Origin of the sequence: Streptomyces sp. NPDC059080 (genome assembly GCF_042739975.1) — a bacterium.
Classification (GTDB): domain Bacteria; phylum Actinomycetota; class Actinomycetes; order Streptomycetales; family Streptomycetaceae; genus Streptomyces; species Streptomyces benahoarensis.
Genome location: NZ_JBHYGX010000002.1, coordinates 116,711 through 129,433, shown reverse-complemented (window position 1 = coordinate 129,433; position 12,723 = coordinate 116,711). Strand labels below are relative to the sequence as shown.

The window sequence follows — 12,723 nt, the reverse complement described above, 5'->3', positions numbered from 1 at the left end:
GCGCCCACGCGACCCCTACGAACCCAGCCCACTCGACCATCCAGCGGCTCGCTCGTGAGCCGATCTGGAACCACCTGCTCACGAATGAGGAACCCGCCATGCCGCACGCCCAGTTCGACCCCGCCGCCCGTCAGGCCCTGGCCCTCGTCGCCGTCGAGTCCAAGACCCGTAAGGACCTGACCTGGCAGGAGATCGCGGACGCCGCCGGGCTGTCCGTCGCGTTCGTCACCGCCGCCGTCCTGGGGCAGCACGCCCTGCCGGAGCGCTCCGCGCTCGCCGTCGCCGCACTGCTGGAGCTGGACGCGGACGCCGCGGCGCTCCTGCAGACCATCCCCACCCGCGGTTCGATCCCCGGCGGCATCCCGACCGACCCGACGATCTACCGCTTCTACGAAATGCTCCAGGTCTACGGCACCACTCTCAAGGCCCTGATCCACGAGCAGTTCGGCGACGGCATCATCAGCGCGATCAACTTCAAGCTGGACGTCAAGAAGGTCGCCGACCCCGAGGGCGGCGAGCGCGCCGTCGTGACCCTTGACGGCAAGTACCTGCCGACCAAGCCCTTCTGACCCGCCTCATCAACTCCCCGGAGGAACCGTGGACTTCGCACAGCGCACCATCGACCTCGCCCGGCGCAACGTCGAGGAGGGCGGGCGCCCGGACTGCCCATGACGTACGAGCCACGGGAGGACGCCGTCGACGTCTACCGCCGGTGGCAGGAGCGCAACGGCGGTGAGCGCCGCGTCGCCGGCGCCCCCACCTCCTGACCGGCGCTGCATCAACACGCCGTCCGCGCGCGGGCCGAGGGCCGCACTCCAGCACGGAGCGCGGCCTCGGCCCGTACCGCCGCTCGGGCCAACCCGTACGGCACGGTGAGCCGATTCGCGAAGTATTCGCGAAACGGCGGGAGTTGATGTCGCATCCGCTGTCGTCGCGATGGTGAATACCGTGCCCGTCCGAGTATTTCGTGCGGGCCGTCGGAATTCTCTCCGTGGTGGAGGGGGGTTTTCCGTCACCTGTGTGTCGGTTGGTTTACCGTGCCACTGCGCGGCCTCGTCCGCGAGGAATTGCCGTGCGGCTCTCGATTTCCGGGGGCTTCGGTAATTCACCGCCGGGGCAGGGCGCCCCCGGGAGCGCCGGAGGTGCCCGCATGCCCGGTGTCACCGCGGTCGTCGCCGTTGTCAGGGGCGGAGTGGCCCCGGAGGGAGGGAAGGGGCAGGGCGTCGGCGAGGGGCGGGAAGGATACCCGTATCCCGTCGAGCCGGAATCGTGTCGGTGATCACGTTGAGAAGGAAGTGAAACCTGTCCTACGTTGCGGAACGTGCTCACTCAACTCCCCGGAGTGGAAATTCGTTCCACCGCCGCAGACCTCAACCGGATTCTCTTCGGAGACCAATTCGAACAATTGCATGAGCCGTGGCGGAGACTCTTCTCCACGGCCGCCTTCCGGTACCGGGAAGGGCTGTCCCCGGAGGAACGGGCCGCTCTGTCCTACGAACGGCTGCACGCGGTCAACGAGACCGTCACCGCCCCTGAGCGGTTCGCCTCGGACATCGAACAGCTCGCCGCACTTCACGAATGGGTCGGGCCCGTGGACCCGGGGCTGCTCACGGTCGGGTCCATCCACTTCAACCTCTTCCTCGGCAGCCTGCTCGACCACGACGGCGACCGGCGCGACCTGCGGGATTTCACCTCCCTCCGGCGCACGGGCACCTTCCTGTGCACCGAGGCGGGCCACGGCAACAGTGCCTCCTCCCTGGAGACCACCGCCGCCTACGACCCGGCCACCCGCACCTTCCTCCTGCACACGCCGTCGGCCGCCGCGGCGAAGTTCATGCCGAACACCTCCTCCGTCGGCGGCCCCAAGACCGCCGTCGTCGCCGCTCGCCTCCTCGTCGGAGGCAGGGACGAGGGCGTCTTCCTCTTCCTCACCCCGCTCCACGACGACACCGGACGCCCGCTGCCGGGCGTGGAGATACGCAGACTGCCGCAGACGGGCACCGCCCCGGTCGACCACTGCGTCACCTCCTTCGATCGCGTCCGGCTGCCGTACGAGGCGATGCTCCAGGCCGACCACGGACGGCTGCGGCCCGACGGTTCCTTCAGCAGCACGGTCGGCAACCGCCGCAAACGGTTCCTCGCCTCGGTCGGCCGCGTCACCGAGGGCAAACTCTGCATGAGCGCCTCCAGCCTCGGCCTCACCCGCCACGCCGTCACCGTCGCGGTGCACCACGCCCACCGCCGGCACACCTCGGGCATCACCTCGGGCCCCTCGGTCCCCCTCTTCGCCTACCGCAGCCACCACGCCCCGCTGCTGGACGCCCTCGCCACCGCGTACGCCGCCACCCTGCTGCAGCGCACGGCGGTACGGCGCTGGGCGCGGGACGGCCGGACGAGCGGTGCGGCCCGGGAGGACGCCGAGCGGCTCGTCGCCGTCGCCAAGGGCTGGATCACCTGGCAGGCGCGCGCCGTGATGACGGAGTGCCGGGAACGCTGCGGTGCGCAGGGCCTGTTCCTCGCCAACGGCATCGCCGCGCAGCTCGCCGCCAACGAAGGCACCATCACGGCCGAGGGCGACAACCTCGTCATCTGGACCAAAGCCGCCGGTGAGATGCTGCTCGGCCACTTCACCCCCCGGCCGCCGTCCGATACCCCCGCTGCCGAGCGCAGTCCCACCGACCCCGACGTCCTGCAGGACCTGCTCGCAGACATCGAGCGCATCTGGCACCGGCGGGCCCGCACCCGCCTGCGTTCCGGTGGTGCCGGCGGTCCGCTCGGCCGCTGGAACCGCACCGTTGCCCCCGCTCTGCGGCTGGTCGACGCCCACGCCCAGCGGCTTGCCGCCGAGGGCCTGCTCGCGGCTGCCCGCCGGGCCACCGACCCGGCCGCCGCCTCCCTCCTGCACGCCCTGCACCGGCTGTTCGCCCTGCGGAGCGTCGCCGCGCACGGCGGGGACCTCCTGGCCGACGGCGCCCTCACCGCCGATCAGGTCGGCGGCCTCCCCGACCTCGCCGACGCGGTCGTCGAGGAACTGGCCCCGCATGCGCTGACCCTGACGGCCGGTTTCGGCGTCGCCGACGATGTCCTGAACGGTCACCTCCTCACCACACGGGGCAGCGGCCAACTGGCGTACTGACCCGCCGGGGTGGGTGGTGCCCGACCCGGGCGGGCGCGATGCCGCCGGACACGCCGCCCCGGGCCGTCAAGAACGGTTGACGGTCCGGGGCGGTGGCGGCAGGAGGCGGCTCACCGCGTTACTGGCCCACCCGCCCGTCGACGCGCTCGCGCAGCAGATCGGCGTGGCCGCAGTGGCGGGCGTACTCCTCGATCCGGTGGACCATCAGCTCCCGGATCGCGATCTTGTCCTTGCCCACCCGCTCGCCCAGATCCGGGTGGGCGGCCAGCGCGGCATCGGTCGCCTCCTGTTCGCGCTCCAGGTCGCGGTAGGCGGCATCGACCACGGACTGCTCGGCGACGGCGTCGTCGAAGTCCGCGTCCCGCGCGCCGTACAGCTTCGCCAGCGGGGGCTCGTCGCCGATCCAGTTGCGCCAGTCCCGCTCCGTCTCGGCGAGATGCCGCACCAGGCCGAGCAGCGACATCGTCGACGGCGGCACCGACCGGCGCGCCAACTGCTCCGCGTCCAGCCCCTCGCACTTCATCCGCAGAGTCAGGCGATATCCCGTCAGGAAGTCCTGGAACGTGGCGAGTTCACCGTCCGGGCTGGGACCGGTGTTCTCGCGGGGGTCGTCGTCCGGATCTGCCCACATGTCGGGGTAGACGGTTGCCTGGGTCCATCGCGCGGGTTCGTCACTCATACGGGGCATGGTGGCGTCCGGCAGCCCCGGATGCCACCTCATTTCCCGGGCCCTGGGCGGGCCACCCGCCGTACGGCACGGTCAGCAGCTCCATGAAGTGCCCCGCGGGGTCGAGGAAGTAGACGCCGCGCCCGCCGTCGTTGTGGTTGATCTCCCCGGGGCGTTCGCCGTGCGGATCGGCGTAGTGTGTGATGCCGCGGCGCGCGATCTTCGCGTACGCCGCCTCGAACACCTCCTCGGAGACGAGGAAGGCGTAGTGCTGCGGGGCGATGTCGCCGGCGGGGACGGTGGCGAAGTCCAGGGTGACGCCGTTGCCCAGCGCGACCGCGACGAACGGCCCCCACTCCGCGGTGATTTCCAGGCCCAGCAGTTCCGTGAGGAACGCGGCGGATTCCCGGTTGTCCCGGGCATGCACGAGGGTGTGATTCAGCTCGACCGACATGGAATGCCTCCGAAGGCATGTCCCGGCACCTCCATGCCTCACCCGGTCGGTGACCGGCACGCGATGCCGTTGCGGACGCTAACCGCTGTTTTCCCGGACCGTCAACCAAGGCCGCCCAGGCCGTCCTGGACGCCGCGAAGAGGGCGAACCAGAAGGTCTCCGTCGCCGTCGTGGACCGCAACGGCAACACGCTCGTCACGCTGCGCGGCGACGGCGCGGGCCCGCAGTCCTACGAGTCGGCGGTCAAGAACGGCATCTCCGTCGTCGATATCGCCTCCGGCACCGTCCACCGCCTGGCCGCGGGGCAACGGCCGCTGGGCGTCGCCGTCCTGTGAGCGAAGGACGCTGACGCACCGTCAATATCATTAGCCCTCAAGATCAACAACCCCCAGGTGGGTGTGATGTGCGGCTGAGCGCGATGTGAAGATCAATTGCGCGCGGTGCCGGTGCTTCGTCCTCTCCGGCTGTACGACTGTCAGGCGCGGGGGAGGGACGTCCAGTCGGCGCCGCGGAACCGATGTCCCCACCACGCATGGAGAGTTGTTATGCCTGCCGACCTGCTTGACGCCTTTGACCTGGACGTTCGCGAGCTCGCCACGGAGAAGTCGGTCTCCGCGGGGCTCTCCGACGAAAACACCACCTCCACCACGATCTCGATCTGTGCGACCTGTTCCGTGTCCTTCGTGGCCGCTGCGGGCTGCTGACCCGAATCGGGGAGTTCTCCCCGGGGCGGGGCCCATGGCGAGTTCCGGGCCCCGCCTTCCGGGCCGCCCGCCGGCTGCGGGGCGGCCCCCTCCTGAACCTCACCCGCAGCCGTGGAGGTGCGCGGCAACGGCCCCGCCGGACGCGACACCCGCAGTCGCCGTGCGCCGCCCCGGTCCTGCGGAGCGAACGCAGCGCCGCTCCCCGCGAGGTGCGGCGCGCCGAGAAAGGCTCATCATGTCCGAGGAGTTCCTGTTCCGCGGTGCCGGCATCGGCATGCTCCGGGCCCCCGTCCGGCCGGTGGGCGAGGGCGCCGCAGTACGAGCGGACACCGAGCCCGACGCGGACGAGAGCGCCTCGCTCACCCGGTCGCTGCATGCCCTGGCCGACGACCCGCTGGTACGCGAGGCCATCGAGATCTCCAGCCCGTCGCTGGCCGGTGTGGTGCGGCGCGTTCTGGACGACGGGCGCAGCGTCGCTCTGCCGCAACTACGGCGTTCCGTACGCGCCCTGACCACCTACCGGCTGCGGATGAGCGGTCGCGCCACCCCGTTCGGTCTGATCGCCGGCGTCGCACCCGTCCGTTTCGCGGACGGCTCCGCCAAGGCGCGCTGGGGCGACGCGCACACCCGTGCCGTCCGGCCGGACCAGGAATGGCTCACCGAACTGGTGGCAGCCTGGGAACGCCGCCCCGGCGTGCTGGCCCACCTGCGAGTGGTCGGCAACGCACTGTGTTCCGTACGCGGCGACCGGCTGGTCCTCCCCTACGTCCCGCAGAGCACCCGAGCGGAACCGACCGGGCACGGCGCGACCGGAGCCGAACGTATGGTGCAGGAGGTCAGCGTCCGGAACACCGTCGTCGTCCAAGCGGTGCTGGAGACCGCCCGCCGGCCCGTGCGCGGCGCGGAGCTGGCCCGGACCCTGCTGGAGCGCTTCCCGGGCGCCCCCGCGCAGGCGGTGGACGGCGTACTGACCGAACTGGTCGCCAAGGAAATCCTGCTCACCGACGCCCGACCGCCCCTGGAGGCCGTCGACCCGCTGGGACATGTCCTCCAGGTCTGCGCCGACGCGCCCGCCGAGCACCTTCCGGAGTACGCCGAACTTGCCGCCATACGGGAGGAGATGTCCCGGTACAGCTCCCAGGGTCTCGGTGACGGACACGCCGCACTGCGCAAGCTCACCGACCGCATGCGGGAGCTGAACGACCGGCCGCGCCCCCTCCAGGTCGACCTGGCGCTCGACGCCGAGGCGCACCTGCCGGTCGCCGTGGCCGAGGAGGCAGCCCGCGCCGCCACCCTGCTCTGGCGGCTCTCCCCGCAGCAGAGCGACCCCGGCCATCTGCGCGAGTACCACGGCGCGTTCCTGGAGCGCTACGGAACCGAACGCCTCGTCCCGGTGCGGGAACTGCTGGACCCGGGCACCGGCCTGGCCGCCCCCGCCACCTATCAGCGTCCGCCGAGCCCCCGCCGCGTCCCCATCGACGACCCCGACCGGCAGCGCGACCGGATCCTGGCGGAGCTGGCGCAACAGGCGCTGCTGGACGGCGCCGACGAAGTGGTGCTCGACGACGACCACCCCGCCGTACGCGCCCTGACCGACAACGGGGGTCGGCCGCCTGCCTCCCTGGAACTGAACGCGCATCTGCTCGCCGCCTCCTGCGAGGCGCTGGCCGACGGTGACTTCCGGCTGGTGTTCGCCGGCGGCTCCGGGAAGGCCGGGGCCCTGCTGGGGCGTTTCGGCTACCTGCTGGGAGAAGAGGACCGCGCAGCCCTGGCCGAGATGGCACGTACGGGCTCCACGTCCGGTGACGCCCTCGGCGCGCAGGTGGGGTTCCGCCCCGGCCGCGCACGGGCCGCCAACGTGGCCCAGGTCCCGCAGTGGCTGGACCGCACCCTGCCGGTGGGCTGCTTCGCCGACCCGGACGACCCCGCCGTCCTGGACCTGCGCCGCCTCGCCGTGGGCGCCGACCACGACCGGCTGTACCTGGTGGACACCACATCCGGCCGCCGCGTCGACCCCGCGGTCTTCCATGTGCTCAACCCGCAGTGGGCGCTGCCCAACGCGGCCCGCTTCCTCTGCGAACTCGCCGACAGCGGGGTACGTCGCTGGCGGCAGTGGGAATGGGGCGTCGCCGGTGCGCTGCCGTACCTGCCCCGCGTCCGGTACGGGCGGACCGTGCTCGCCCTGGCGCGCTGGCGGCCCACCGCCGCACTGCGCGACCCCGACCTGCCGTTCCCGCAGTGGTCGCAGGAGTGGGAGCGCTGGCGGAAGCAGTGGCGGGTACCCGACCGGATCTGGGCGGGGCTGTCGGACCGGGGCGTCCGGCTCGATCTGAGCCTGCCCGGCCACGCCGCGCTCCTGCGGCACGAACTGCTCCGCAACGAACAGGCCGAACTGCGGGAGGTCCCCTCCGACGCCGCCGGCCTCCCGGACGGCTGGCTCGGCGGCCCGGACGGCGCGCGGTGCGCCGAGGTCACCGTGCCGCTGCGGAGGATCCACCCGGAGAAGAGCACGACCGTGCCCCCGCCAACGCGCCGACGGCACGCCCCGCCGCGCCCGGCGCCCGGCGTCCATCTGCCGGGCGGCGACTGGCTGTACACCTCGCTGTACGCCCCGGCCGAACGCCACGAGGAGCTCCTCGCCGTCCATCTGCCGCCGCTCCTGGAGCAGTTGCCGCCCGAGGTCGACCGCTGGTTCTTCCTGCGGTACGCGGACGCCGACGGGGCCCATCTGCGCCTGCGCTTCCACGCCCCGCGCGAGGTGCTGCACGGCGCACTGGCGCCCCGGCTGCACGACCTCACCGCCGCGCTCCGCGACGGCCGGCTGGTCGACCGGGTGGTCTGGGACACCTACGACCCCGAACTGGAGCGCTACGGCGGTCCGGAGGCCATCGACGCGGCCGAACGGGTCTTCCACGCCGACAGCGTGGCCGCGGTGGCACACCTGCGCCGCGCCTACACCCGCACCGACACCACCGAGCCGCTGCTGCGCGCGGCCGCGGGCTTCACCGACCTCACCCGCGCCTTCCACGGAGGCGACGAGGACGCAGGGGAGGCCGCCGCGGCATGGCTCACCCGCGTCGTACCCAAGGACGAGACGCGCCAGCGCGCCTTCCGGGAGCGCCGCCGCGAGGCCCTGACGCTCGTCGACCCGTACCGCACCGAACCGGGCCCCGCCGCCACCGACGAGGCGCTGCGCACCGCCTGGACCCGCCGGGCCGAGGCCGTCGCCGCCTACGGGCAGCTCCTGCGCGATCTGGGCGACCGCTCCTGGTCCGGCCCCGACCAGGTGCTTCTCTCCCTGCTGCACATGCACCACAACCGGCTGGCGGGCGTGGACCGGGACCACGAGAACCTCGCCCTCGCCGTCGCCCGCGGCGCGGCCCGCGCTCACACCGACCGCAGGCGGAACGCCCGATGACCGGCACCATGACGGAACGCGCCGGTGGCCTGGACAGAGCCGCGCTGCGGACCCGGGCCGCCGCGACCGCCACCGAGGTCGCGGGCAGACTGACCGACCCCGGAGAGACAGCGGCCGCCGCGTGTTCCTGGTCCGCCTCCGGCCTGGACGAGGGCCACCCCGGGGTGGCCCTGCTCTTCGCCGAACTCTCCCACCACGATCCGCGGCACCGCCCCGCCGTCCACGCCCATCTGAAGGCGGCCGTCGCCGGCCTTCCCTATGCGCTCCAGGGCGGGCTGTACGCAGGAGTGCCCGCGCTGGTCTTCGCCGCACACACCGCCCGGCAGGCGCCGGAGGACTACGCGGGGCTGCTGCATCAGCTGGACCCTGTGGTCGTCCGTGCCGTCCGCGCCCGGCTGGACGAGGACCGGCGACGCCTCACGGCCCGCAGGGCCGGGCTCGGCTTCCCCGCCTACGACCTGATCAGCGGCCTCACCGGCCTCACCGGACTGCTGCTGGCCCGGCGCCCGGCCGACGACCCCACCCTGACCGAGGCGGTCACCCATCTGCTCCGGCTCCTGGAACCGCTGCCGCGCGAGGGGGTACCGGTGCCGGGCTGGTGGACCCCGGGCGGGCACCGCGGCGACGACGACGCGGAATTCCCCGACGGCCACCTCAACTTCGGCGTGGCGCATGGCATCACGGGAGTGTTGTCGGTGCTGGTGACCGCCCATCAGGCGCAGGTGCCGGCGCCCGGGATCGGCGAGGCCGTCGCGGACCTGGCCGCGCTCCTGCTGGAGCGGCGCACCGCCGACGGCAGGTGGCCCGCGGTCGTTCCGCTCGCGGACTTCACCGCCGGCCGCACCGCCCACGCCGGCCGCTCCGCGTGGTGCTACGGAACCCCCGGCGTGGCCGCCGTGCTCCACCGGGCCGGTGTGGCACTGGACCGGCCCGACTGGCGGCGGACCGCGGTGGACGCCGCCCTGCGCGACCTGGGCGAACCGCTCGGCGTCGGCGACCCCGGAATCTGCCACGGCTGGGCCGGACTGCTGCACCTGGCGACGGTCTTGCGCCACGCCTCCGGCGACGCCCGGTTCGCCGCCCTCCAGGACCGGTTCGCCGCCCGAGCACTGGACGCCCACGACCCGGACCGCCCCTTCGGTTTCGGCTGGGCGGCGACGGACACGGACGAGGTCGTCAACTGCGCCGGCCTCCTCACCGGCGCCTCCGGCATCGCCCTTGCCCTGCACGCCTATGCCACGGGCGCACCGCCCGCCGGCGGCTGGGACGCGGCCCTGCTGCTGAGCTGACCGGCGGCGCGCGGCCGATCCGGCCCGGGGCCGCCGCGCAGCGCCCGCAGGAACCACGGGTGGACCGGTACCAACTGCGGCAGCACCGTCCAGCCGTTGACCGTCCACACCAGACGCCAGTACCGCTCGACGCGCGGATCGTGGGCCTCGGCCAGCTGCGCGGTCAGCCAGGCCCGGAACTCCGCGTCCGGGGCGCGCCCGCACGCCTCGGCGAACCGCCGCACGAGGGCGTCGGCGAGCGCCGCCGCCTCCGCGCCGCCCGGGTCGAGGTCCGCGTCCCGCGCCTCGGCGAGGGCGCGGTGGGCGCCTTGCACCACCGCGTCCCCGGCGAGCGCCTCGAAGGCGAGCGGTTCGCCGGATGCCTGGCGCGCGGCCGCCCGCCCCAGCAGGGCGCGGAACTCCGCGTCGCCCAGAAGCCCGGCGATCTCCGTCCAAGCGCCGACCTGTTCGGCGGTCGGATCCTCCGGCAGATCGGGCAGCGCGGTGCGCACCATCGCGGCCGCGGCCGGATCGTGCCCGGCGCCGAAGGTGGCGTCCAGGAAGTCGTCGGTGATCCGGCGGCGTTCCGCGCCGGTCAGCTGGGTGAGTCGGTGCATCAGTGTGGTCTCCTCGGGTCCGGTGCCGCGCGCGGCCGCGGCGCGCAGCACGCTCCGCCGCAGCCGTAGCGCACGGATCTGCACCTCGACGGCCTCGGCCTGCGCCAGCGCCACCCGCGCCATCGGCAGCTCGTGGTCGAGCACCCGGCGGATCGTCGCGAGACCGATGCCCAACTCCCGCAGGGATCGGATCAGTTCGAGGCGTTGCAGGGCGGCGGGGGCGTAGCGCCGGTGTCCGGCGTGGGTGCGGTCGGCCGGTGGGACCAGCCCCTCGTCGGAGTAGAACCGGATGGTGCGCACGGGCACGCCGGTGCGCCGGGAGAGTTCCCCGATCGAGTAGCGGGTCGTTCCGTCCATGGCGCCATCCTGGAGTCTCCAGTCGCTGGAGAGGCAACCCGGTTCCGGCTCCGGCGCTCCCCGGGCGGCGGATCGCCCCGGCTGCATGCCCCGTGGCGCCCCCGCCCGGCCCGTCCCGCACATCCCCGGAAACCCGCATCCGGACATAGCCGCGTATCACTGCCGCAGGCGTCATCACGTTTGTCAACGGACTGTGGAGACAAGGGGGCCGGGCGGGGGAGAGGCCCTGTGACATGGGAGTCTCGGTGATCACGGAAGGCTCACCCATGGGTGAGCGGCACCACCCCGCAAGGAGAGAAGATGCGCGCCTGCTCCCTCCAGGGCTTCCCGGGTGTCGACCTCAAGGGCAGGGACGGCACCATCAGCGCCACCCGCAGCAAGGCCGCCCCGGTGAAGGTCACCGTCCAGCCCGGCGAGGAGACCCGTTTCACCCTGAACACCCCGCCGAACACCTCCGGCGGCAGCGGCGTGACCTTCACCTCCCTGATCGTCACCCCGCCCAACGAGACCCACTCGCACACCCTGCCCGCCGGCATCAACCTCCCCGTCTCCGACAAGCCCGCGGCCGTCACGGTCGACCCGGTCGGCGTGGGCAAGTAACAGCGCCTCCGACGGTCCCGATCCGGCCACGCCCCCGCCGGCGACCTGTACCGGCGCCCGGCGGGGGCCGGATCGTTCCGGGGCCCGGCCTTGGCCGGTCACCCGCCACGCGGTACCTTCGGTGCGATATCGACGACGGCACGACGGAAGCCGGTGCAAATCCGGCACGGTCGCGCCACTGTGTGCACGCCGCCCCTTCCCACGGACGGGGCGGCGTGTGAGTCAGACCCGGGGCCGTCGTCCTGTGCACCACCGAGATGGGACGCGAACTCCCAAAGGAGGCACCGCCATGGCGCAGCCCTTCGCCCAGCCGACCGCCACCCCCGCGATACCCGCCAAGCTTCCGCTGAAGGCGGTCGCTCCCTGGGCGGTCTTCTTCGGCATTCTCATGCTCGTCCTGCTCTACTTCGTCGGCGCCGAGCAGGGCGCCACCTCCGTGTTCAACGGCGCGGGGGTCCATGAATGGGTGCACGACGCCCGCCACCTGCTCGGCTTCCCCTGCCACTGACGCAAGGGGCGCCGCAACCTCCATGAACTCCACCACCGTCCGCAACCTGCTCGTTCGGGGCATGCTCGCCGGCCTGGGAACCGGCGTGCTCGCCCTGATCGTCGCCTACGTCCTCGGCGAGCCGAACGTCAACAGCGCCATCGGCTTCGAGGAGGCCCACGCCGGGCACTCCCACGGCGACGAGGCCGAACTCGTCTCCCGCGGCGTGCAGTCCACCGCCGGGCTCGCCACCGGCGTCCTCGTCTACGGCGTCGCCTTCGGCGGCATCGCCGCCCTCGCCTACTGTTTCGCCCTCGGCCGCGTGGGCCGCTTCGGTCCCCGCGCCACCGCGCTGCTGCTGTCCGGCTGCGCCCTGCTCGCCGTCTACGTCGTCCCGTTCCTGAAGTACCCGGCGAACCCGCCCGCCGTCGGCGACCCCGACACCATCGGCAAGCGGACCGCCCTGTACTTCCTGATGATGCTGCTCAGCGTGCTCCTCGCCGTCGCCGCCACGCTCCTGGGCAAACAGCTCGCGCCCCGGACCGGCAACTGGTACGCGACGGTCGTGGCCGTGCTCGCCTTCGCGGTGGTCATCGGCCTCGCGTATGCGTTCCTGCCCGTGATCGACGAAGTGCCGGAGCACTTCCCGGCGGCGCTGCTCTGGCGCTTCCGGCTCTCCGCCCTCGGCATGCAGCTCACCCTGTGGGCCGGATTCGGGCTGCTCTTCGGCGAGTTGGCGCAGCGGCTGCTGCGCCCGGAGCCGGCGGCGTCCGACCGGGTGGTACCGGCCGGTTCGTGAGACGAGCCACCGGTTCCTGAGAGGAGCCGCCCGCACGGAGGGCCCCCGGCAACCGGCCGGGGGCCCTTTCGCGTTCCCCGGCCGGGTGCGTGGCGTGGGCCCCGGCCCCCGCCCCCCGGCGGCCCGGGGGCGGGGGGGGTGGGGACCCCGGCCCCGCGGGCGGGCAGAACGCCCACACCGCGCGCCCCGGTGACTAAAAAAAACGCGCGCCGCGCC

General features: G+C 73.2%; 11 protein-coding genes, 1 pseudogene and 1 riboswitch. Of the genes and pseudogenes, 9 read left to right on the top strand and 3 right to left on the bottom strand.

The features are described 5' to 3' along the window. Positions 1-98 precede the first annotated feature (98 nt). Both cynS and ACFWWQ_RS01925 read left to right on the top strand, forming a co-directional pair. Positions 99-569, top strand: a complete 471-nt coding sequence (cynS, locus tag ACFWWQ_RS01930; protein WP_384588501.1) for a cyanase — start codon at positions 99-101, stop codon at positions 567-569. A 773-nt stretch (positions 570-1,342) separates the two neighbouring features. Further along, on the top strand, positions 1,343-3,136 hold the full coding sequence (locus tag ACFWWQ_RS01925) for an acyl-CoA dehydrogenase (RefSeq protein WP_384588498.1): 1,794 nt from the start codon (positions 1,343-1,345) through the stop codon (positions 3,134-3,136). 118 nt (positions 3,137-3,254) lie between these two features. Here ACFWWQ_RS01925 and ACFWWQ_RS01920 read toward each other — a convergent pair whose 3' ends face one another. Both ACFWWQ_RS01920 and ACFWWQ_RS01915 read right to left on the bottom strand, forming a co-directional pair. Then, on the bottom strand, positions 3,255-3,824 hold the full coding sequence (locus tag ACFWWQ_RS01920; protein WP_384588495.1) for a DinB family protein: 570 nt from the start codon (positions 3,822-3,824) through the stop codon (positions 3,255-3,257). After that, positions 3,808-4,257: a VOC family protein gene (locus tag ACFWWQ_RS01915; protein ID WP_384588492.1), complete on the bottom strand. Its 450-nt coding sequence runs from the start codon at positions 4,255-4,257 to the stop codon at positions 3,808-3,810. The genes ACFWWQ_RS01920 and ACFWWQ_RS01915 overlap by 17 nt, the downstream gene beginning before the upstream one ends. Positions 4,258-4,358: 101 nt before the next feature. On the opposite strand from ACFWWQ_RS01915, the pseudogene ACFWWQ_RS01910 reads away from it, so the two are divergent. The 4 genes and pseudogenes from ACFWWQ_RS01910 to ACFWWQ_RS01895 all read left to right on the top strand — a co-directional run. Further along, a pseudogene (locus ACFWWQ_RS01910) lies at positions 4,359-4,523 on the top strand (heme-binding protein); the annotation flags it as partial. 279 nt (positions 4,524-4,802) lie between these two features. Beyond that, on the top strand, positions 4,803-4,961 hold the full coding sequence (locus ACFWWQ_RS01905; RefSeq protein ID WP_384588489.1) for a hypothetical protein: 159 nt from the start codon (positions 4,803-4,805) through the stop codon (positions 4,959-4,961). A 235-nt stretch (positions 4,962-5,196) separates the two neighbouring features. After that, positions 5,197-8,379 (top strand): lantibiotic dehydratase, encoded by a 3,183-nt coding sequence (locus ACFWWQ_RS01900; RefSeq protein WP_384588486.1) that lies wholly within the window; start codon positions 5,197-5,199, stop codon positions 8,377-8,379. Next, positions 8,376-9,668, top strand: coding sequence for a lanthionine synthetase C family protein (locus tag ACFWWQ_RS01895; RefSeq protein ID WP_384588483.1), 1,293 nt, complete (start codon positions 8,376-8,378; stop codon positions 9,666-9,668). Before ACFWWQ_RS01900 ends, ACFWWQ_RS01895 begins: the two co-directional genes overlap by 4 nt. Here ACFWWQ_RS01895 and ACFWWQ_RS01890 read toward each other — a convergent pair. Next, the gene (locus tag ACFWWQ_RS01890; protein ID WP_384588480.1) at positions 9,611-10,621 is read right to left on the bottom strand and encodes a MerR family transcriptional regulator; all 1,011 of its coding nucleotides are present in this window, start codon (positions 10,619-10,621) and stop codon (positions 9,611-9,613) included. The genes ACFWWQ_RS01895 and ACFWWQ_RS01890 overlap by 58 nt on opposite strands. Before the next feature lie 300 nt (positions 10,622-10,921). Here ACFWWQ_RS01890 and ACFWWQ_RS01885 point away from each other — a divergent pair, with 300 nt between their 5' ends. The 3 genes from ACFWWQ_RS01885 (at position 10,922) to ACFWWQ_RS01875 (ending at position 12,507) form a co-directional block, all read left to right on the top strand. Beyond that, positions 10,922-11,221, top strand: coding sequence for a DUF4232 domain-containing protein (locus ACFWWQ_RS01885; RefSeq protein ID WP_384588478.1), 300 nt, complete (start codon positions 10,922-10,924; stop codon positions 11,219-11,221). A gap of 145 nt (positions 11,222-11,366) precedes the next feature. After that, a riboswitch (cobalamin riboswitch) is annotated at positions 11,367-11,449 on the top strand. 61 nt (positions 11,450-11,510) lie between these two features. After that, on the top strand, positions 11,511-11,729 hold the full coding sequence (locus tag ACFWWQ_RS01880) for a CbtB-domain containing protein (RefSeq protein ID WP_384588475.1): 219 nt from the start codon (positions 11,511-11,513) through the stop codon (positions 11,727-11,729). Positions 11,730-11,751: 22 nt separating this feature from the next. Further along, positions 11,752-12,507 (top strand): CbtA family protein, encoded by a 756-nt coding sequence (locus ACFWWQ_RS01875; RefSeq protein WP_384588473.1) that lies wholly within the window; start codon positions 11,752-11,754, stop codon positions 12,505-12,507. Positions 12,508-12,723 lie beyond the last annotated feature (216 nt).